Source organism: Streptomyces sp. NPDC015127 (assembly GCF_043080095.1).
GTDB lineage: Bacteria > Actinomycetota > Actinomycetes > Streptomycetales > Streptomycetaceae > Streptomyces.
This window is the reverse complement of sequence record NZ_JBIBVE010000008.1, coordinates 357,972-378,366: the sequence shown is the minus strand read 5'-3', so window position 1 is coordinate 378,366 and position 20,395 is coordinate 357,972. Positions and strand designations below refer to the sequence as shown.

Here is a 20,395-nt window from a genome sequence, read left to right as displayed (position 1 = left end):
AGAACGCGGACCTCGGGCAGGGTCTTCGCGCCCAGTACGGCGTGGGCCAGCACGGCTCCCACGCGCAGAACCAGAACAACGCCTGGAACTGAACGGTCTGAACGGTCAGAGGCATGGGTAAGGGGCGGTCGCCATGGCGACCGCCCCTTACCCATGGGTGCTACAGCGCAGCCCGCGTACGCTCCAGAAGCCGTACGACCGAGGCGTCGGCGACGCCCGCCACCTCGTCGTAGGCGAACCAGCGCAGGTCCAGGGACTCGTCACTGATCGCGGGGGCGGACCCGGCCGGGGCCAGTGCCGCGTACTGCACGTCCAGGTGCCAGTGGCACGGCGCGGGGATCGGGTGCCGGTCGAGGGTGACCGGCCCACCGGGCAGCAGGGAAAGACCCGGGATCCCGGACTCCTCCGTGGCCTCGCGCAGCGCCGCCGCGGCCAGGGCCGTGTCCTGCGGCTCGCAGTGGCCGCCCATCTGAAGCCACATGCCGAGCTTCCGGTGAAGCGTCAGCAGCACCCGCTCGCGCTCCGGATCGATCACCAGGGCGCTCGCGGTGAGATGTCCGGCCCCGCAGGACTTCCACATCCCGTCCGGATGCGCCGCCAGATGGTCCAGATACGTCTGCCGCAGCGCGGCCTGGCCGTCCTCACGGGCCTCGTAGCCCTTCAGCACGAGGACGGCGTCGTCGTGGAGGCTCACTTGTCGGTGTCGTCCTCGCCGCTGCCGGCCGGGCCTTCGGGCTTCTCGCCGGACTCTCCAGGCTTGCCCCTGGTGGCGTCCGGCTTGTCGAGATTCGGTGCCGTGCCGCCGCCGGCGGCCTCGCCGAGCATCTTGTCCAGCTCGGAGAAGTCCAGCTGCTCGCGGTACACGAAGCCATCCGGGTCGTCCAGGTCGCTCGCCGTCGGCAGCATGTCCGGGTGCTCCCACAGGGCGTCACGCCCGTCGACACCGCGCGCGTCCGTCAGCGAGGCCCACAGCCGCGCGGCGTCCCGCAGCCTGCGCGGACGCAGCTGCAGACCGATCAGCGTGGCGAACGTCTGCTCCGCCGGGCCGCCCGACGCGCGGCGCCTGCGCAGCGTCTCGCGCAGCGCGCTCGCGGACGTGAGCCGCGACGAGGCGGCTTCGTGGACGACCGCGTCGACCCAGCCCTCGACCAGCGCGAGCGCCGTCTCCAGACGCGCCAGGGCCGCCTTCTGCTCCGGGGTGTCCTCCGGCTGGAACATGCCCTGCTGCAGCGCTTCCTGCAGCTGCTCGGGATGCGACGGGTCGAACTGGCCGACCACGTCCTCCAGCTTGGTCGTGTCGACCTTGATGCCGCGGGCGTATCCCTCGACCGCGCCGAACAGGTGCGAGCGCAGCCACGGCACATGGGCGAAGAGGCGCTGGTGGGCCGCCTCGCGCAGCGCGAGATACAGCCGCACCTCCTCCTTCGGCACGCCGAGGTCCTTGCCGAGCGCGTCCATGTTCAACGGGAGGAGCGCGGCCTTGCCGGCCGGGCCCAGCGGGAGACCGATGTCCGTCGAGCCGACCACCTCGCCGGCCAGGACACCGACCGCCTGGCCGATCTGCTGGCCGAACATCGCGCCGCCCATGGAGCGCATCATCCCGATCAGCGGGCCGGCCATGGCCTGCATCTCCTCGGGCAGCACGTCGCCCATGGCGAGGCCGACGCGCTCGGCGACCGGGTCCACGAGCTGCTGCCACGCAGGGAGGGTCGCCTCGACCCACTCCGCGCGGCTCCACGCCACGGCCGTGCTCGCGCCCGAGGGCAGCGAGGTGGCGCCGTCCAGCCACAGGTCGGCGAGCCGCACGGCCTCCTCGACCGCGGTGCGGTCCACCGGGCCGACGCTCGCGTCCTTGGTGCCGTCCGGCGTGCCCTGGGAGACGGTCTGGCGGGCGATCTGCTTGGCCATGTCCCAGTTCACCGGGCCGCCCTCGTAGCTCAGCATCTGGCCGAGCTGCTGGAACGCCGCGCCGAGATCGCCCGGGTTCAGCGAGCCGAACATGGCGGCGAAGGGGTTGTCCCCGCCGCCCTCGCCGAAGCCGAAGGGATTGGACGGGGACCCGCCGGAGCCCTGGCCACCTCCGGCGGAATTCTTCTTCTTGCCCTCGTCGCCGTTCTCCGGCTCCTCCGGCGGAAGGCCGAATCCGAATGGGGTGTCACTCACGGGTTTCCTCGGCTCGTAGGGCCACCGGCTTTCCGCCGGCGGCGACTGCCCGACAACACCTCCCAGCCTATGCGGCCGGGCGCCCCTGCGGCTTCGACACCGAGCCGCTTGCGGGCTCGGTGCCCCGCCGGCACGTGGCCTGCGGCAGGATGGACGCCACCTGGTGCGTATGCGTCATTCGCTTGCGTATTGAAGACAACCGCTGGAGACGCCTGGTGAGTTCCCCAGATCCGCAGGTTCGCGCAGCGCGAAACCGCTCAACCGCCGGCCGCTGGCCCGAGGGGCGTGGCCCCGTCGTGGCCGTCACCGGTGCCGCCACGGGCGTCGGTGACCTGCTCACCAGGCGCCTCGCCGCCTCCGACGAGATCAAGCAGGTCATCGCGATCGACGAGCGCCGGGGCGAGGTCCCCGAGGCGCACTGGCACATCCTCGACGTCCGCGACCCGGCGATCGCGGAGAAGCTGCGGGGTGCCGACGTCGTGGTGCACCTTGCGCTGGACCTCGACCTGGAGACCGACTCGGCCGCCCGTACCGCGTACAACGTGCGCGGTACGCAGACGGTGCTGACCGCCGCCGCCGCGGCCGGCGTCCACCGGGTAGTCCTGTGCACCTCCGCCATGGTCTACGGGGCGCTGCCCGACAACGACATCCCGCTCTCCGAGGACGCCGAGCTGCGCGCGACCGCCGAGGCGACCGGTGTCGGCGACCTGCTGGAGATCGAACGCCTGGGCCGCCGCGCGCCCCGTGCCCATCCCGGCCTGAACGTCACCGTGGTCCGGCCGGCCGTTCTCGTCGGCGGCACCGACACCGCGCTGACCCGCTACTTCGAGTCGCCCCGGCTGCTCGTGGTCGCCGGATCCCGGCCCACCTGGCAGTTCTGCCATGTCGAGGACCTGGTGAGCGCCCTGGAGTACGCGGCGCTGGAGAAGGTCGAGGGCGAGCTCGCCGTCGGCTGCGACGGCTGGCTGGAACAGGAGGAGGTCGAGGAGCTCAGCGGCATCCGCCGGATGGAGCTGCCGTCGGCGGTGGCGCTGGGTGCGGCCGCCCGTCTGCACCGGATCGGCCTCACGCCCTCTCCTGCGGGCGACCTCGCGTACACGATGCATCCCTGGGTGGTGAGCGTGAGCCGGCTGCACGACGCCGGCTGGCGTCCGCGGTGGACGAACGAGGAGGTGCTGACCGCCCTGCTGGAGGAGGTCGAGGGCCGGCACACCGTCGCGGGCCGCCGCCTCGGCCGCAAGGACGCCACCGCCGCCGGCGCGGCGGGCGCGACGGTCGCCCTGCTGGGCACGGCGGCACTCGTGCGCCGCGCCCGCAAGGCGCGCCGCCGGATCTAGGGGGCGTCTTGTCGATCAGGCCGGATGAGGGAGTGGGGGTCCCCCCACGCCCGCAGGGCGTAGGGGGAGGGTCTGGTGCCGTGGATCGCAAGGCGGAGGAGGGAGGCGACGCGGAGCGTCGGCGACCGACGACAACGCTGGGGGCACCTCCCGTGCCCGAAGGGCTACGGGGGAGAGGCGCGGTGCCAGGCGTCGGGAGCCCGGCAAGATCGGCGAGACACCCCCTAGGGGGCGTCCGGGGCGGGGCGTCCATGCCGTTCCTGTAGGAGGCTCCAAGGCCGGGCGGGGCCGAACCGTGGGAAGGGCTATTCCGCGCTGTCAGTGCCGTGCGGCACGATGGCACCATGGCTCCCACGTACGACCACCCCGGCGAGCAGGCGGCACAGGACCCCATCCGGCTGCTCGCGATCCGTGACACCCCGCTCTCCGTCGACGAGGTCTTCGCGGCCGTGGGCGACGACGCCGCGGGCGGCACCGCGCTCTTCGTCGGCACCGTGCGCAACCACGACGGCGGCGCCGATGTCGACACCCTGGGCTACTCCTGCCACCCGACGGCGGAGGCGGAGATGCGCCGTATCGCCGAGAAGGTGGCCGCCGAGTACCCCGTTCGGGCGCTCGCCGCCGTCCATCGTGTGGGTGACCTGGCGGTCGGTGATCTGGCGGTGGTGGTCGCGGTTTCGTGCCCGCACCGCGGGGAGGCGTTCGAGGCGTGCCGGAAGCTGATCGACGACCTCAAGCACGAGGTGCCGATCTGGAAGCACCAGAAATTCTCGGACGGCACCGAGGAGTGGGTGGGAGCCTGCTGACCCATGCACGGATCCCTGACGGGCCGTCAGTGCGATTCCGCCCGGTGAAACCCGGTCGGCCCTCATCCGCCCCGATTTGCGTAACCCCACCCCTGCCAGGAGCGTTGAAGCCGCAGATGACTAATCTGCTGATCACTCAGGCGTTCGCTCATGGGGTAGGGAGGTCGCGATGGCAGTTCTGGCCTGGTTGCTGATTCCGCTCTTCGCTGCTGTCGGTGCGGCGATATGGGCCGGCTGGGCCCAGCGGAACCGCACGAGCGGGGACGTCGCCGAGCTCGCCGGCTACGCGCGCTTCCGCGATGCGATGGAGAAGGCCGCCTCCTCCGGTACGGACGCCGTCCGGCAGTGACGCCGAAGCGTACGCAGGCGCCGACAGGCCCTCGTACGGACCGGCCCCGGCCGTACTCGCACAGGCTCGTCCCGTACTGTCGTTCCATGCCACGCCGCACCGCGACGATGCTCGCCTCCACCCTCGTCTTCATCGCGCTTCTCTGCGCAGGCGTCTTCTTCAAGGTCCCGTACGCGGAGATGTCGCCCGGCCCGACGGTGAACACGCTGGGCTCCGCCGACGGCGAGCCGGTGCTCGCTGTCTCCGGCCGCAAGACGTTCCCGACCACAGGTCACCTCAACATGACCACCGTCAGGGTGACCGGCGCGGACTACGAGATGAGCCTCGTCGAGGCGCTCTACGGCTGGGTGGCCCACGACAACGTGGTGGTGCCGCACGACACCCTCTACCCCGACGGGAAGACCGAGGAGCAGTCGACGCAGGAGAACGCCGAGGAATTCAGCCAGTCCCAGGAGAGCGCCAAGGTGGCGGCGCTGAGGGAGCTGAAGATCCCGGTGTCGTCGCGGGTGGTCGTCTCCACGGTCGTCAAGGGATCGCCGTCCGAGGGCAGGCTGCACGCGGGCGATGTCATCCGCGCGGTGGACGGCACCGAGATCAAGGAGCCCGGTGACGTCGCCGAGCAGGTCGTGAAGCACAAGCCGGGCGAGGAGGTCGTCTTCACCGTCGTCCCCGCCAAGGCGGCAGCCGCGGCGGAGAAGGCCGGCAAGGAGCCCCGGGGCACCCAGAAGGTCACGATCACCACGGTGAAGGCCGAGGACGACGACCGCGCGATCGTCGGCATCCAGGCCGGGACCGACCACACCTTCCCGTTCACGATCGACATCAACCTCGCCGATGTCGGCGGCCCGAGCGCCGGCCTGATGTTCGCCCTCGGCATTGTCGACAAGCTGACCGCCGAGGACCTCACCGGCGGCGAGTTCGTCGCCGGGACCGGCACGATCGACGACAGCGGCAGGGTCGGCCCGATCGGCGGCATCGAGATGAAGCTGGTCGGTGCGCGCAACGCCGGCGCCGAGTTCTTCCTGACCCCCGGCGGCAACTGCGCCTCCGCCGCCTCCGACACCCCGGACGGCCTGACGCTGGTCAAGGTCGAGACGATCGCCGACGCGACGAAGTCCCTGGCGAAGATCCGCTCGGGCGACACCGAGGCCCTGCCGAGCTGCTCGACGGGCTGAGCCCGCGGGCACGTCCCTGGGGCACAGGCACGGGGCGCGGCACGAGGGCGCACGGCACGAGGGCGCCGCTGATGCGCAGAGCGATCTGCGCATCAGCGGCGCCCTCGCCGCGTCGTACGGCTGCCGGGTCAGTCCTCGAACGTCGCCGACAGGGCCTCTGCGAGACCCGGCACCAGGCCGCCGCCCGTGAGCACCTCCTTCGCCGAGTCCTTCTCGCGCAGACGCAGGGCCGACTCCCGGGCCCCGTCGCGGAGCACGGCCACCGTCATCCGGACCTCCTGGCGGTCCGGGTGAGAGGCGACCCACTTGGTCAGGGCCGCCTCGTCGAGGCCGTCCGGGACGGACGCCTCGGCGGACGGCGGCAGCATCAGGCGCTCCACCGTCAGCGCGCAGCCGACGACCGCGTCGGGCCAGGCGATCGTGCCGAGGAACTCGTCGAGCGGGGTGCCGGACGGGATCTCGTCCTGCTCGATCGGGGTGAGCGGCGCAGCCGCGTCGCCCTCGTCGAGGCCGAGCTGTGCGGCCAGACCAGGCTCCTGGGAGCGCAGCCGAGCGGTGTCGACGAGGGCGAAGAGCCGGGCCGGCTGGTCCCAGCCGAGCGTGGCGGCGTACTCGTCGATCTCGAGCACGGCCCGGGTGAGCGGGCTCGCGGCGATCGGGCCCGAAGGGGGCTGATGGTCGGGGGCGGGGGAAGAAGCGTTGGACATGGTCAATATCCTGCCTCCTTCCTGCCCCGCGACGGGAACTAGGTAAAGCCTCAGTAAGTTGCATCAGTGGGCTCTACGATCGCGGGGCCCGATTCACACGACCGCGAACTTCGAGGTGCGCACGTTGGCTTTCCAGATGCCGGACCGCGGCGGAGGCCCGACCGGGCCACGGATGAGAGTGGGCCGGCCGACCCGGCGTGTCCGCACCCTGCTCATGACACTGGGTGTCCTGGCCGCTCTGGCCATGGTCTTCGTCATGTTCGCCGGGTTCTGGACCGACTGGCTCTGGTACCGCTCCGTCAGGTACTCCTCCGTCTTCACGACCACCCTGTGGACCAAGATCGGATTGTTCGCCGTCTTCGGCCTGCTCATGGCAGCGGCCGTCGGGCTGAACATCTGGCTGGCGCACCGGCTGCGGCCGCCGCTCAGCGCGATGTCGCTGGAGCAGCAGAGTCTCGACCGGTACCGCATGGGCATCGCCCCGTACAAGAAGTGGGTGCTCCTCGCGATCACCGCTCTTGTCGGGCTGATCGCCGGTGCCTCCGCCACCAGCCAGTGGCGGACCTGGCTGATGTGGGTCAACGGCGTGCCCTTCGGCCAGAAGGACCCGCAGTTCAAGATGGACGTGGCGTTCTACGCGTTCGACCTGCCGTGGTACCGCTTCCTGCTCGGCTTCGGTTTCGCGGCCGTCGTGCTGTCCCTGATCGCCGCCGCCCTGACCCACTACCTGTACGGCGGGCTGCGGATCACCAGCCCCGGCGCGCGGGCGACGGGCGCCGCCACCGGCCACCTGTCGGTGCTGCTCGGCCTGTTCGTGGCGCTCAAGGCCGTGGCGTACTGGCTCGACCGGTACGGACTCGCGGTGAAGTCCAGCGACTTCAAGGCCACGAGCAACTGGACCGGCCTGCGCTACGTCGACGCGAATGCCTATCTGCCGGCCAAGACGATCCTGTTCTGCATCGCGGTGATCTGCGCCGTGCTGTTCTTCGCCACGCTCTGGCGCCGGACGTGGCAGCTGCCGATGATCGGCTTCGGGCTCATGGTGCTCTCCGCGATCCTGATCGGCGGGCTCTACCCGGCGATCGTGCAGAAGTTCCAGGTCCAGCCGAACGAGCAGGCCAAGGAAGCCGAGTACATCCGCAAGAACATCGAGGCGACGCGCAAGGCGTACGGCATCGACGGCGTGAAGCCGACGGACTACTCGGGCCGCGGCCAGATCAAGGACGCGGAGAAGCAGCGCAAGGACGCCGACTCGGCGGCCAGCTACCGCATAAACGACCCCAACATCGTCTCGCCCACGTTCCAGCAGCTGGAGCAGGGGCGGAAGTACTACCAGTTCCCCTCCACCCTGGACATCGACCGCTACAAGGGCCAGGACACGGTCATCGGTCTGCGTGAGATCAATCTCCAGGGCGTCGACAAGCGCAACTGGATCAACGACCACTTCACGTACACCCACGGCTTCGGCGCCGTCGCCGCGAAGGGCACGGACACGGCCAGGGGCACCGGCGGCGCCCCGGAGTTCACCGAGTCCGGCCTCCCCTCCGAGGGCAGCCTCGGCGACTACGAGCAGCGGATCTACTACGGCGAGAAGACCGCGCAGTACTCGATCGTGGGCGGCCCCCAGAAGGAGCTCGACTACGAGAAGGACGGCGGCGGCCAGGTCACCACGAGCTACGCGGGCAAGGGCGGCATCGACCTCTCCGGCGCGCTCAACCGTGCCGCGTACGCCGTCGCGTTCAGCGAGCCGCAGATCCTGTACTCGGGTGCGATCGGCGAGGGTTCGAAGATCCTCTACAACCGCACGCCCAAGGAGCGCGTCGAAGCGGTCGCCCCGTGGCTGACCATCGACGGCGACGCCTACCCGGCGGTCGTGGGCAAGCGGATCCAGTGGGTCGTCGACGCCTACACCACGACCAACGGCTACCCCTACGCGTCCCGTACGACGCTCGGGGAGACCACGGCCGACGCCCTGACCGACCGGCAGCGCGCGGTGCTTGCCCAGCAGAACCAGGTCAACTACATCCGGAACTCGGTGAAGGCCACCGTCGACGCCTACGACGGCACCGTGACCCTGTACGAGTGGGACGAGAACGACCCGGTCCTCAAGACCTGGAAGAAGGCGTTCCCCGGCACGGTGAAGCCGAAGGCCGAGATCCCGGCCGAGCTGAAGGCCCATCTGCGGTACCCGCAGGACATGTTCAAGGTCCAGCGTGAGCTGCTGTCCCTGTACCACGTCACCGAGCCGGCTCCGTTCTACAACGCGAGTGACGCCTGGCAGGTGCCGAACGACCCCACCAAGGCGGACAGCAACGCGGTCCCGCCGTACTACCTGTCCCTCAAGCTCCCGGGGCAGGAGCGGCAGCAGTTCGCCCTGACGACGACGTTCACCCCCAGCGGACGGCCCAACCTGCGGGCGTTCATGGCGGTCGACGCCGACGCCACGAGCCGCGACTACGGCACCATCAGACTGATGCGGGTGACGGACGACAAGGTCGACGGTCCCGAGCAGGTGCAGAGCCGGCTCAACCGGCACGACCCGATCGCCACCTTCGTCCGCGACCTCAAGGGCGCCGACTCGACCATCAAGTACGGCAATCTGCTGACCGTCCCCCTGGACAGCGGCTTCCTGTACGTCGAGCCGATCTACGCCCAGGGCCGCGGCTCGGAGTTCCCGCTGCTGAGCAAGGTGGCCGTGGTGTACGGCCAGCGGATCGGCTTCGCCGACGACCTCGGCGGCGCGCTGTCCCAGGTCTTCGGCGAGCGTGCGCCGGACGACACCACCACACCGCCGACCGAGCCGGATGAGCCGCCGACGGAGCCCACCGAGCCGCCCGCCACGGGTGACGCGGCGCTCCAGGACGCCATCGAGGACGCGCAGAAGGCGTACTCGGACGGCCAGGCGGCCATGAAGAGGGGCGACTGGACGGCCTACGGCAAGGCGCAGTCCGCGCTGCAGGAGGCGCTCCAGCGGGCCGCGGACGCCGAGGCCCGGCTGAAGGAGCCCGACCAGGGCGGATGAGGGGATCCACCCCGTGTCGTGGTACCTTTACGGAACAACGACGCGGGGTGGAGCAGCTCGGTAGCTCGCTGGGCTCATAACCCAGAGGTCGCAGGTTCAAATCCTGTCCCCGCTACTGGAATGAAGAGGGCCCGGATCCTTGAGGATCCGGGCCCTCTTCGTGCTGACCCGACCCCCTTCGGGGGGTTCGTTGCCCGAAGTGCGTGCCGGTGAGCGCTAGTTGGTGCCGGACGTGTTTGACTTATCCATCTGTGGGCATGTCGACAAAACGCTGAAGTGACCTCACTGGCTGCGGTATACCAGGTGTACGCGGGTTGCAGGTGGTGCGACGATGGATTTTATGGGGGACAGGGCAACTCTGTTGGAGTCAGGGCGGTTTGTGCAGCCGCACGCCGGGAACGCGGCGGACGCGATCCATCCCGTCGACGCCGTCGACGTGCTGGACGCTTCCGGCCGCGGCGACAACGTCGTCAGGACGGGTGGCATCGCCGCCACGGACAACGTCGACGCCGAGGAGACCGCCGGCGTCGAAGCGCGCCACCGCAGCGCCGCCGACCGCGGCGACACGGCCTCGATGAGCGTGCTCGGCGCGCTGCTGCTGCGCCGGGGGGACCTGGACGGCGCCGAGCCCTATCTGCGCGGCGCGACCGCCGACGGCGACCGTGCGGCCGCCAACAACCTGGGCGTCCTGCTGCACCAGCGCGGCTACGCGGATGAGGCGGCCGGGTGGTGGCGTATCGCCGCGGTCGCCGGTTCGGCGGCCGCCGCGCACGCACTCGGCCGTCACTTCCGTGAGCGCGGCGACGAACCGGCCGCCGAGTACTGGCTGCGCCAGTCCGCCGAACAGGGCCATGCCCTCGGGGCGTACGCACTGGCCGACCTGCTGGAGCACCGGGGTGAGGGCGGGGCCGAGCGCTGGCTGCGCACGGCGGCCGAGCAGGGGCACCGCGAGGCTGCCTACCGCCTCGCCCGAGCGCTGGAGCGCCGTGCCGCGGAGGAGGTGCGGGCAGGCGGGGGCGTCGGGCCACTGGGGCCGGCCGCCCCGCAGCCCAGGACCGCAGCCGTACCGGCCGCGCGCCGGGGCGACGGCGCACCCGTGGAGGGGGACCGGCGCGGCAGCGTGCGCGCCGCGACACCGCGCGGTGACGGCATGCCCCGCGGCGGAACGCAGGGTGACCGCGGTCCCGGTGAGGGCGCCGCCGGAGGCGTCCGTGCGACGGGTGGTGCCGGTGGCGAGCGCGTCGCGGGCGACGGTGTGCGCGGGCACGGTGACCGGACGCCGCGCAGCGGCGTGCAGGCGGTCGACGGCGCCCGTGACGCGCGGGTGCAGGCCGGCGGCGTGCCCCGTGGTGGAGCCAGAGGCGGCCGCGGGCCCGACACGGGATCCCCCGCGGTCGGCGGGGCCGTGTGGCAGACGGACGCCGGACTGCGCGTGCTCGCCGAGGCGGAGGCAGCCCGCCCCGCCGGCGAGCGCGAGCCGAGCCTGCTCGACGAGGCCGTCCAGTGGCACCGCCAGGCCGCCGCACGCGGCCACCGGCGGGCGGCCCTGCATCTCGGCGCCATCCTCGAGAGGCGCGGCGAGCTGAAGGAGGCCGGCCGCTGGTACCTGACCGCCGCCAAGGAGGGCGAGGCCCGGGCGGCGTGCGCGCTGGGCTTCCTGCTGCGTGACGCGGGCGACGAGGAGAGCGCCGCCGTGTGGTGGCTGCGGGCCGCCCAGGACGGCGACGGCAACGCGGCGAACGCCCTCGGCGCCCTGCACGCCGCCCGCGGCGAGGCACAGACCGCCGAGCGCTGGTACCGCGCGGCCATGGACGCGGGCGACGTCAACGGCGCGTACAACCTCGGGCTGCTCTGCGCCGCCCAGGACCGCACGGCCCAGGCCGAGCAGTGGTACCGCCGCGCCGCCTACGCCGGGCACCGCGAGGCCGCGAACGCGCTCGCCGTCCTGCTCCTGCAGGCCGGGGACCCCGCGGGCGCCGAACCCTGGTTCTCCAAGGCGGCGGAGGCGGGCAGCGTCGACGCGGCGTTCAACCTGGGCATCCTCCACGTCGGCCGTGACGACGACCGCACCGCGCTGTCCTGGTACGAGCGGGCCGCGGCCGCCGGCCACACCGAGGCCGCGCTCCAGGTCGGTATCGCCCGGCTCAAGGAGGGCGACGACCAGGCCGCCGAGCGCCACCTGCGGTGCGCGGCCGGCGGCGGGAGTGCCGAGGCCGCGTTCCGGCTCGCCAGCGTGCTCGACGCGCGCCGGCCGCCGCCGGGCCCGCCGGCGCTCGGCGAGCCGATGGCCGAGAAGAGCGAGTGCGAGGAGTGGTACGAGCGTGCCGCCGAGCAGGGGCACCGCCGCGCCCAGGTGCGAGTCGGCATGCTCGCCGCGGGCCGCGGGGACATGGCGGAGGCGGCCCGCTGGTACCGCGAGGCGGCGGAGGCGGGCAGCCGCAGCGGCGCCTTCAACCTCGGACTGCTCCTCGCCCGCGAGGGCAGCGAGCGGGAGGCCGCCCTGTGGTGGGCCCGCGCGGCCCGCGCCGGGCACGGCAGGGCCGCCCTGCGGCTCGCGCTGCTCGCGGCCCGCAGGGGCGAGCTCGCCGAGGGGCAGCGCTGGTGCGCCACGGCGGTCGAGCTGGGTCCGGCCGAGGTCGCGGAGCGTGCGGCGAAGCTGCGGGAGGCACTGATCCAGGAGCTGACCGCGTAGCCCCTGGGGCTGGGGGGAAGGGATTTGCGCTGGTCCACGGGGTCCCGTAAGGTGGTGTTCACCGACGCGGGGTGGAGCAGCTCGGTAGCTCGCTGGGCTCATAACCCAGAGGTCGCAGGTTCAAATCCTGTCCCCGCTACTGAAACGAAGGCCCGGATCCTTGAGATCCGGGCCTTCGGTCATGTCGGGCCCGTCACTGCCGGTCGCCGGATCGGATTCGGCGACGCAGGCCCGGCGCCCGGCCGGACGTGACGAAGAAGGGCCCCGACGCTGTCGTCGGGGCCCTTCTCAGTGGTTTCGTGCTACGCGGCAGCGCAGTTCGGGCAGGTGCCGCGGTAGGTCACCTCGACGTCCGAGATCGTGAAGCCGAAGCGTTCGGAGTCGGGGAGGTCGGCCAAGGGGTTGCCCGACGGGTGGACGTCGCGGATCGCACCGCACTGGGCGCACACCAGGTGCTGGTGGGGCCGGTGGGCATTCGGGTCGTAGCGCTTGGCGCGGCGGTCGGTCGACACCTCGAGCACTTCACCGAGGCCGACCAGCTCGCCCAGGGTGTTGTAGACGGTGGCCCGGGAGATCTCGGGCAGTCGCTCCACCGCGCGGGCGTGGACCTCGTCGGCCGTCAGGTGGACATGGTCGCCGTCGAGGACCTCGGCCACGACGCGTCGCTGGGCGGTCATGCGCCAGCCGCGTCCGCGGAGTCGTTCCAACAGGTCACTCATAGGACCAGCCTAACAGTGAAGGGACCCAGGTCCCGAACAGGTGTGACTTTGGATGCTCACTTGACTTAGACAAAGTCCATCGTAGGATCGAGACCAGCGCACGCCAAGGGCAGGTTGTTGTGCTGAATTGATCATGGGCAGGAACGACGCAGGAGGCGCACGTGACGCAGGGACCCCTCACCACGGAGGCCGGAGCACCGGTCGCCGACAACCAGAACAGCGAGACGGCGGGCGTCGGTGGTCCCGTTCTGGTCCAGGACCAGCTGCTGCTCGAGAAGCTCGCGCACTTCAACCGCGAGCGCATCCCGGAGCGCGTGGTCCACGCCCGTGGCGCCGGCGCCTACGGCACGTTCACGCTCACCCGTGACGTCTCGCAGTGGACGCGTGCGAAGTTCCTCTCCGAGGTCGGCAAGCAGACGGAGACGTTCCTGCGCTTCTCGACCGTCGCGGGCAACCTCGGTGCGGCGGACGCGGTCCGTGACCCGCGCGGCTGGGCGCTGAAGTTCTACACCGAAGAGGGCAACTACGACCTCGTCGGCAACAACACCCCGGTGTTCTTCATCAAGGACGCCATCAAGTTCCCCGACTTCATCCACACCCAGAAGCGCGACCCGTACACGGGCAGCCAGGAGGCGGACAACGTCTGGGACTTCTGGGGCCTGTCGCCCGAGTCCACGCACCAGGTGACCTGGCTCTTCGGCGACCGCGGCATCCCCGCCTCGTACCGCCACATGAACGGCTACGGCTCCCACACCTACCAGTGGAACAACGAGGCCGGCGAGGTCTTCTGGGTCAAGTACCACTTCAAGACCGACCAGGGCATCAAGAACCTCACCCAGGACGAGGCCAACAAGCTCGCCGGTGAGGACCCGGACTCCCACCAGCGCGACCTGCGCGAGGCCATCGAGCGCGGTGACTTCCCGACCTGGACCGTGCAGGTGCAGATCATGCCGGCGGCCGAGGCGGCGACCTACCGCTTCAACCCGTTCGACCTCACCAAGGTGTGGCCGCACGAGGACTACCCGCCGATCGAGATCGGCAAGCTGGAGCTCAACCGCAACCCGGAGAACATCTTCGCCGAGGTCGAGCAGTCCATCTTCAGCCCCGCGCACTTCGTGCCGGGTATCGGTCCCTCGCCGGACAAGATGCTCCAGGGCCGTCTCTTCGCGTACGGCGACGCCCACCGCTACCGCGTCGGCATCAACGCCGACCACCTGCCGGTGAACCGCCCGCACGCCACCGAGGCGCGTACGAACAGCCGTGACGGCTTCCTGTACGACGGCCGTCACAAGGGCGCGAAGAACTACGAGCCCAACAGCTTCGGCGGCCCGCACCAGATCGACCGCCCGCTGTGGCAGCCGGTCCCGGTGACCGGTGCGACCGGCGACCACCCGGCGCCCGTCCACTCCGAGGACAACGACTTCGTGCAGGCGGGCAACCTCTACCGCCTGATGTCCGAGGACGAGAAGGGCCGTCTGATCGACAACCTCGCCGGCTTCATCGCCAAGGTGTCGCGTGACGACATCGCCGAGCGCGCGATCGGCAACTTCCGCCAGGCGGACGGTGACTTCGGCAAGCGGCTCGAGGCCGCGGTCCAGGCCCTTCGCGGCTGACCGCTTGTCGTTGCAAGAGGGCCGGACTCCTGTCCAGGGGGATCCGGCCCTCTTGGCGTGGGCGTGAAACCGGCGTGCTCAGCCGGCGACCGAGCCCGCGTGCCGCCTGGCCGGCACCCAGCAGCGGATGATGTCGCGGACGGAGACGATGCCGATCGGGCCGCCGTTGTCCGTCACGATCAGATGGCGGAAGCCGCCGTGCGCCATGGCCTCGGCCGCCTCCTCCAGGGTCCAGGAAGGCGCGGCGAACACGACGTCGGTGGTGGTGTGCGTTCCGGCGGTCTCCAGGTCGGGGTTCTGACCGGAGCCGACCGAGTTCAGGATGTCGCGCTCGGTGAGGATCCCGAGCCCCAGGTCGCCGTCGAGGACGACCGCCGCGCCGATACGTCGTGCGGCCATCAGACTGGCCGCCTGGCGGAGTGTGTGTGCGGGTCCGATGGTGAGGACCACCGTGCTCATGGCGTCACGGACGAGCATGGACGGAGCCACCTCCTTGGTGTACCGGTTGCTAGAGAACCGATTCACAAGTTCACAAGTGGGGGGAGTCTCAGAGTCCCAGCCCCGAACCAGGGCAGCAAGAGGGCGCGCGCGGCCTGTTGGGCCGCGCGCGAAAGCCTCCGAAGGCGCGGGCGTGCGCCCGGAAGGGTCAGTACCGCTGGTTCAGATAGCCCAGGAGCTCGCGGTGGAGCAGCCCGTTCGACGCGGCGGCGTTGCCGCTGTGCGGCCCCGGAGTGCCGTCGAGGCCGGTGAACGACCCGCCCGCCTCCTGCACCACGATCGCCGGGGCGGCCATGTCCCACAGCGACAGCTCCGGCTCGGCGCAGATGTCCACCGAACCTTCGGCGACCATCATGTACGACCAGAAATCGCCGTAGCCGCGGGTGCGCCAGCAGGCCCGGGTCAGGTCCAGGAACCCGTCGAGGCGCCCCTGGTCCTCCCAGCCGCTCAGCGAGGAGTACGCGAACGACGCGTCCTGTATCCGCTCGACCTTCGAGACATGAAGCCGCGTCGCCGACGTCAGGCTGCGGCCGGTGTACGCGCCGGCGCCCTTAGCCGCCCACCAGCGGCGGCCCAGCGCCGGGGCCGACACCACGCCCACCACCGGCTCGAAGCCGCCCTCGCCTGCCTCCATCAGCGAGACGAGCGTCGCCCACACCGGAACGCCGCGCACGTAGTTCTTGGTGCCGTCGATCGGGTCGACGACCCAGCGCCGCGGGCCCGTGCCCTCGATGCCGTACTCCTCGCCGAGGACCGCGTCGCGCGGCCGTGCCCGCTGGAGCTGCCCGCGGATCAACTCCTCGGCAGCCTTGTCGGCCTCGCTCACCGGTGTCATGTCCGGCTTCGTCTCGACTTTGAGGTCCAGAGCCTTGAACCGCTCCATCGTGGTGGCGTCGGCGGCGTCCGCGAGGACATGGGCGAGGCGCAGATCATCGTGGTAGTCGGGCATGTCGTCACTCTATCGGTGCCACCACCACCCCTTCCTGGCGACGGGGGCGGCCGCGAGGCGCGCTGCCGCGTCCCTTGACAGCCCCGGCGGGCCCGTCAACCCTGTGCCCACACACGCCCGGCCCGGGAGGCGACGATGCCCGCAGCACGAGAGTCCCTGCTGAACGCCGCGCTCGCGGCGCTCGGCGAACTCCCCTGGTCCGGCGTGCGGATGGCCGATGTCGCCGGAGCCGCGGGAGTCTCCCGCCAGACGCTCTACAACGAGTTCGGCAGCAAGGACGGGCTCGCCCGGGCCCTGGTGCGGCGCGAGGCCGATCGCTACCTGCGCGGGGTGGAACGGCTGCTGGCCCAGCGGACCGAACCGGCCGAACGGCTGGTCTCCCTCGCCGAATGGACCGTCGGCGAGGCCCGCACCCGGCCCCTGCTGCGTGCCCTGCTCACCGGCTGCTGGGGCGAACGGCTGCCCGTGCCGCGCCCGGTGCGCCGGGGCGCCGCCCCCTCCGTGGTGCCGGCCCAGCGCCGCGCCGACGCCGGGCTCCCCGCCCCGGCCGAGCTGCTCGCGGCCGTACGGGACCGGTCGCGCGCGGCCGTGGGGCACGCGCGTCGGTCACGGGAGGGGCGCGCCATCGACGACCCGGCGGATCTGCCGCAGCGCTGCGAACTCGCCGTACGCCTGGCGCTGTCCTGGGTGATCGCGCCCGCGGGCGACGGGGTCGCCCAGCTGGTGCTGGGCACGGTGGGCGGGGCCGGGGCCGCCCTCAGCGCGACGAGCCCGAGAGCTGCAGACCGATGACGCCGACGATCACCAGCGTGATCGAGACGATCTTGAGGGTGGAGACCAGGTCGCCGAGGAAGAGCATGCCGTAGAGGGCCGTACCGGCCGCACCGATGCCGGTCCACACCGCGTACGCGGGCCCGACGTCGAGCTTCCGCAGAGAGAGGGTCAGCAGGCCGAAGCTGCCGAGGGCGAAGGCCGCGAAGGCGACCGTCGGCCACAATCGGGTGAAGCCGTGCGACAGCTTGAGGCAGACGGCGAAGCCCGTCTCCAGCAACCCGGCGACCACCACCAGCAGCCACGCCATCGGTCTTCGGCCTCCCGCGTCATTCGGTGACTGCTCGGTCTGAGACTGCTTGGTCCGACTTGGTGCGATTATGCACTTACCAAAGGCCGCAGGCCGCAAACGCGGGCGACTCAGTCACCTTCGCGTCGCTCCCGCGTCGCCAGAAGCCGCCGCAGGGAGTACAGCCGGGCGGGATCCGCGTGGCCCTCGGCCACCCAGTCGTCCAGCGCGCAGTCCTGCTCGTCGTGGGAGCAGGCGCGCGGGCAGCCCTCCGTACCCGGTTCCAGATCCGGGAAGGCATTGATGACGCGGGACGGATCGACATGGTGCAGGCCGAACGACCGCACACCCGGGGTGTCGATCACCCAGCCGCCCTTCTCGTCCGCGAGCGGCAGGGCGAGCGCCGACGTCGTCGTGTGCCGGCCACGGCCGGTGACCGCGTTGACGAGGCCGGTGCTGCGCCGCCGCTCCTGCGGCACCAGTGCGTTCACCAGCGTCGTCTTGCCGACACCCGAGTGCCCGACGAACGCCGTCGTCCGGCCCACCAGGTGCTCGCGCACGCGCTCCGCCGCCAGGCCGTCCACGAACTCCTCGGAGGTGGTGACCACATGGGGCACGCCCAGCGCGCCGTACATCTCCAGCAGCTCGTCCGGCGGGGCGAGGTCCGACTTGGTCAGCACCAGCAGCGGCTCCAGACCGCCGTCGTACGCCGCGACCAGGCAGCGGTCGATCAGCCGGGGGCGCGGCTCGGGGTCGGCGAGCGCGGTGACGATCGCGAGCTGGTCCGCGTTGGCGACGACCACGCGCTCGAAGGGATCGTCGTCGTCGGCCGTACGCCGCAGCACCGAGCTGCGCGGCTCGATCCGCACGATCCGGGCCAGGGTGTCCTTCGCGCCCGACAGGTCACCGACGATGCCGACCCGGTCGCCCACGACCGCCGCCTTGCGGCCCAGCTCGCGGGCCTTCATCGCCATCACGACCCGGTCCTCGACCAGACAGGTCAGCCGGCCGCGGTCGACGGTGAGGACCATCCCCTCCGCCGCGTCCTCGTGCTTGGGCCGGATGCTGGTGCGCGGGCGGTTGCCCTTGCGGTTCGGGCGGGAGCGGATGTCGTCCTCGTCGGTGTGCTTGCCGTAGCGGCGCATGACGTCAGGCCCCGAGCATTTCGGCCCACATCCGCGGGAAGTCCGGCAACGTCTTGGCGGTGGTCGCCACGTTCTCGATCTGCACGTCCTTCACCGCGAGACCGATGATCGAACCGGCCGTCGCCATCCGGTGGTCGTCGTAGGTGTGGAACACGCCGCCGTGCAGCGGGCGCGGGCGGATGTGCAGGCCGTCCTCGGTCTCGGTGACGTCGCCACCGAGCTCGTTGATCTCCTTGGTGAGCGCCGCCAGCCGGTCCGTCTCGTGCAGCCGCAGGTGCGCCACACCGCGCAGCGTCGACGGCGAGTCGGCGAGCGCCGCCACCGCCGCGATGCCCGGGGTGAGCTCGCCGACCTCGCCCAGGTCCACGTCGATGCCGTGGATCCGGCCGCTTCCGGTGAACACCAGCGCCGTACCGTCCGCGGTCGTCGTCAGCTCGCAGGAGCCGCCCATCTCGGTGAAGATCTCGCGCAGCGCGTCACCGGGCTGGGTGGTGCGCTCGGGCCAGTCCGGGATCGTGACCCGGCCGCCGGTGACCAGCGCGGCCGCGAGGAACGGCTGGGCGTTGGACAGGTCGGGCTCGATGGTCAGGTCGCGGCCCAGCAGGGCGCTGTGCGAGACCCGCCAGACGTCCGGCTCGCCGCCGGTCTCCGGCTCGTCGACCTGGGCGCCGACCGCGCGCAGCATGTCGACGGTCATCCGGATGTGCGGCATCGAGGGCAGCCGGCCGCCCACGTGGCGCACCTCGACCCCCTGGTTGAAACGCGGTGCCGACAGCAGCAGCGCGGACACGAACTGGGACGACGACGAGGCGTCGATCCGCACCGAACCGCCGTCCAGCGCGCCTCCGCCGTGCACCGTCATCGGCAGCGCGCCGCGGTCGTCGTCGTCGATACGGGCCCCGAGGGTGCGCAGCGCACCGATCACTCCGCCGAGCGGGCGCTCGTAGGACCGCGGGTCGCCGTCGAAACGGATCGGGCCGTCGGCGAGCGCGGCGACGGGCGGCAGGAACCGCATGACCGTGCCCGCGTTGCCGACGTCGACCGTCGCCGGGCCGTGCAGCCCCGAGGGGATGACGCGCCACGCCTCGCCCCCACCGCCCGTGGTGCTGGAGGAGACGGTCTCCTCGATGCCGACGCCCATCGCCTGGAGCGCGGCCGACATCAGGAGGGTGTCGCGGGAGCGCAGCGGGCGGCGCAGCCAGCCCGGCTCGGCGGCGAGGGCGGCCAGCACGAGAGCGCGGTTCGTGACCGATTTCGATCCGGGCACGGTGACCGTCGCTTCGACGGCTCCGGTCGCGTAGGGGGCGGGCCAGAGGGCGGGGTGCACGGTGCTGTCGGTCATGGCCCTCACTTTAGTGGCTCGGCGCCCACCGCCTCCGAGGTCAGAGCCCGAGCAGCCAGCGGCCTCCGCCGATCAGCGAACAGAAGGCCACCAGATGGAAGAACGCCAGCCATACGAGGGGCGGCACATGGGTGAGCCGGGCCAGCTGGTCCGCGTCCGAGTCGGGCGCCCCTCCGTGGCGGCGCTTGGACTGCAGCTCGAACACCGGCCGTACGCCGCCGAGCAGCATGAACCACACGGCCGTGTACGCGAAGACCGACTGCACGATGGGCTCCGTCAGCCAGGACACGAGGAGGAACGCGGCGCCCGTCGCCGTCACCGTGAGCACGCCGTACGCGTTGCGCACCATGACCAGCAGCGCCAGCAGCAGCGCCGTGGCCGCCCACAGCAGCAGCGTGATGTGGTGCGCGGCGAGCAGCCAGGCGCCGCCGAGGCCGAGCAGCGGGGTGGCGGTGTAGCCGGCGGCCGCAGTAAGGATCATGCCGAGCCCGGTCGGCCTGCCCCGGCTGACGGTCAGGCCGCTGGTGTCCGAATGCAGCCTGATGCCCTGGAGCGAGCGGCCGGTGAGCAGGGCCACGAGGCCGTGACCGCCCTCGTGGGCGATGGTGACGGCGTTCCGTGACAGCCGCCACAGGCTGCCGGGTACGACGGCGGCGAGCGCGACGACGCCGGTGACGACGACGAGCCAGGCGTCGGGCGCGCTCTGGGTGCCGATCAGCCGGTCCCAGAAGTCGGCGAAGGTCTCGCTGCCGAGGACCGTTGCGGTGTGTGTGGTGACCATTTCGCGGGCGGCTCCCTCGGACGGCGTACGGAAGTGG

18 protein-coding genes, 2 tRNA genes and 1 pseudogene are annotated in these 20,395 nt (G+C 71.6%); 11 read left to right on the top strand and 10 right to left on the bottom strand.

Annotated features, from left to right (window positions below):
• Positions 1–92: pseudogene (locus ACF08N_RS18630) on the top strand (AIM24 family protein); the annotation flags it as partial.
• Between the two features lie 68 nt (positions 93–160).
• On the opposite strand, the gene ACF08N_RS18625 reads toward ACF08N_RS18630, so the two are convergent.
• Positions 161–694, bottom strand: coding sequence for an NUDIX hydrolase (locus ACF08N_RS18625; RefSeq protein ID WP_392325692.1), 534 nt, complete (start codon positions 692–694; stop codon positions 161–163).
• Positions 691–2,163: a zinc-dependent metalloprotease gene (locus tag ACF08N_RS18620; protein ID WP_392325691.1), complete on the bottom strand. Its 1,473-nt coding sequence runs from the start codon at positions 2,161–2,163 to the stop codon at positions 691–693. The genes ACF08N_RS18625 and ACF08N_RS18620 overlap by 4 nt, the downstream gene beginning before the upstream one ends.
• 215 nt (positions 2,164–2,378) lie before the next feature.
• Here ACF08N_RS18620 and ACF08N_RS18615 point away from each other — a divergent pair, with 215 nt between their 5' ends.
• The 4 genes from ACF08N_RS18615 to ACF08N_RS18600 all read left to right on the top strand — a co-directional run bounded on the left by ACF08N_RS18615 (position 2,379) and on the right by ACF08N_RS18600 (position 5,830).
• Complete coding sequence (locus ACF08N_RS18615; RefSeq protein WP_392325690.1) at positions 2,379–3,500, top strand: SDR family oxidoreductase; 1,122 nt, start codon at positions 2,379–2,381, stop codon at positions 3,498–3,500.
• 344 nt (positions 3,501–3,844) lie between these two features.
• Positions 3,845–4,306, top strand: a complete 462-nt coding sequence (locus ACF08N_RS18610; protein WP_392325689.1) for a molybdenum cofactor biosynthesis protein MoaE — start codon at positions 3,845–3,847, stop codon at positions 4,304–4,306.
• A 169-nt stretch (positions 4,307–4,475) separates the two neighbouring features.
• The gene (locus tag ACF08N_RS18605; protein WP_392325688.1) at positions 4,476–4,655 is read left to right on the top strand and encodes a hypothetical protein; all 180 of its coding nucleotides are present in this window, start codon (positions 4,476–4,478) and stop codon (positions 4,653–4,655) included.
• An 86-nt stretch (positions 4,656–4,741) separates the two neighbouring features.
• Positions 4,742–5,830 (top strand): PDZ domain-containing protein, encoded by a 1,089-nt coding sequence (locus ACF08N_RS18600; RefSeq protein WP_392325687.1) that lies wholly within the window; start codon positions 4,742–4,744, stop codon positions 5,828–5,830.
• A 128-nt stretch (positions 5,831–5,958) separates the two neighbouring features.
• Here the strand turns inward: ACF08N_RS18600 and ACF08N_RS18595 are convergent, their stop codons facing one another.
• On the bottom strand, positions 5,959–6,537 hold the full coding sequence (locus tag ACF08N_RS18595; protein ID WP_392325686.1) for a PPA1309 family protein: 579 nt from the start codon (positions 6,535–6,537) through the stop codon (positions 5,959–5,961).
• A gap of 136 nt (positions 6,538–6,673) precedes the next feature.
• Between ACF08N_RS18595 and ACF08N_RS18590 the strand changes: the two genes are divergently transcribed.
• The 4 genes from ACF08N_RS18590 to ACF08N_RS18575 all read left to right on the top strand — a co-directional run bounded on the left by ACF08N_RS18590 (position 6,674) and on the right by ACF08N_RS18575 (position 12,390).
• The gene (locus ACF08N_RS18590) at positions 6,674–9,559 is read left to right on the top strand and encodes a UPF0182 family protein (RefSeq protein ID WP_392325707.1); all 2,886 of its coding nucleotides are present in this window, start codon (positions 6,674–6,676) and stop codon (positions 9,557–9,559) included.
• A 41-nt stretch (positions 9,560–9,600) separates the two neighbouring features.
• Positions 9,601–9,674 (top strand) — tRNA-Met (locus ACF08N_RS18585).
• Positions 9,675–9,890: 216 nt separating this feature from the next.
• Positions 9,891–12,251, top strand: a complete 2,361-nt coding sequence (locus tag ACF08N_RS18580) for a sel1 repeat family protein (protein WP_392325685.1) — start codon at positions 9,891–9,893, stop codon at positions 12,249–12,251.
• 65 nt (positions 12,252–12,316) lie between these two features.
• Positions 12,317–12,390 (top strand) — tRNA-Met (locus ACF08N_RS18575).
• 163 nt (positions 12,391–12,553) lie between these two features.
• Here the strand turns inward: ACF08N_RS18575 and ACF08N_RS18570 are convergent.
• Complete coding sequence (locus ACF08N_RS18570; protein ID WP_392325684.1) at positions 12,554–12,970, bottom strand: Fur family transcriptional regulator; 417 nt, start codon at positions 12,968–12,970, stop codon at positions 12,554–12,556.
• A 161-nt stretch (positions 12,971–13,131) separates the two neighbouring features.
• On the opposite strand from ACF08N_RS18570, the gene ACF08N_RS18565 reads away from it, so the two are divergent.
• A complete protein-coding gene (locus ACF08N_RS18565) occupies positions 13,132–14,583 on the top strand; it encodes a catalase (protein ID WP_392325683.1) in 1,452 nt (483 codons plus the stop codon).
• Positions 14,584–14,661: 78 nt separating this feature from the next.
• On the opposite strand, the gene ACF08N_RS18560 is transcribed toward ACF08N_RS18565, so the two are convergent.
• Complete coding sequence (locus ACF08N_RS18560; RefSeq protein ID WP_392325682.1) at positions 14,662–15,060, bottom strand: cyclic nucleotide-binding/CBS domain-containing protein; 399 nt, start codon at positions 15,058–15,060, stop codon at positions 14,662–14,664.
• Positions 15,061–15,229: 169 nt separating this feature from the next.
• Positions 15,230–16,030, bottom strand: coding sequence for a histidinol-phosphatase (hisN, locus tag ACF08N_RS18555; protein ID WP_392325681.1), 801 nt, complete (start codon positions 16,028–16,030; stop codon positions 15,230–15,232).
• Between the two features lie 135 nt (positions 16,031–16,165).
• Between hisN and ACF08N_RS18550 the strand changes: the two genes are divergently transcribed.
• Positions 16,166–16,822 (top strand): TetR/AcrR family transcriptional regulator, encoded by a 657-nt coding sequence (locus tag ACF08N_RS18550; protein ID WP_392325680.1) that lies wholly within the window; start codon positions 16,166–16,168, stop codon positions 16,820–16,822.
• Here ACF08N_RS18550 and ACF08N_RS18545 read toward each other — a convergent pair.
• The 4 genes from ACF08N_RS18545 to ACF08N_RS18530 all read right to left on the bottom strand — a co-directional run bounded on the left by ACF08N_RS18545 (position 16,788) and on the right by ACF08N_RS18530 (position 20,358).
• Positions 16,788–17,111: a DMT family transporter gene (locus ACF08N_RS18545; RefSeq protein WP_392325679.1), complete on the bottom strand. Its 324-nt coding sequence runs from the start codon at positions 17,109–17,111 to the stop codon at positions 16,788–16,790. The two genes, ACF08N_RS18550 and ACF08N_RS18545, sit on opposite strands and share 35 nt — an antisense overlap.
• Positions 17,112–17,221: 110 nt before the next feature.
• Positions 17,222–18,235 carry a ribosome small subunit-dependent GTPase A gene (rsgA, locus tag ACF08N_RS18540; protein WP_392325678.1) on the bottom strand — a complete coding sequence of 338 codons (1,014 nt, stop codon included), beginning with the start codon at positions 18,233–18,235 and terminating at the stop codon, positions 17,222–17,224.
• A gap of 4 nt (positions 18,236–18,239) precedes the next feature.
• Entirely contained in the window at positions 18,240–19,577 is a 1,338-nt protein-coding gene (gene aroA / locus ACF08N_RS18535) for a 3-phosphoshikimate 1-carboxyvinyltransferase (protein WP_392325677.1), read from the bottom strand.
• Positions 19,578–19,617: 40 nt separating this feature from the next.
• The gene (locus tag ACF08N_RS18530) at positions 19,618–20,358 is read right to left on the bottom strand and encodes a M50 family metallopeptidase (protein ID WP_392325676.1); all 741 of its coding nucleotides are present in this window, start codon (positions 20,356–20,358) and stop codon (positions 19,618–19,620) included.
• Positions 20,359–20,395 lie beyond the last annotated feature (37 nt).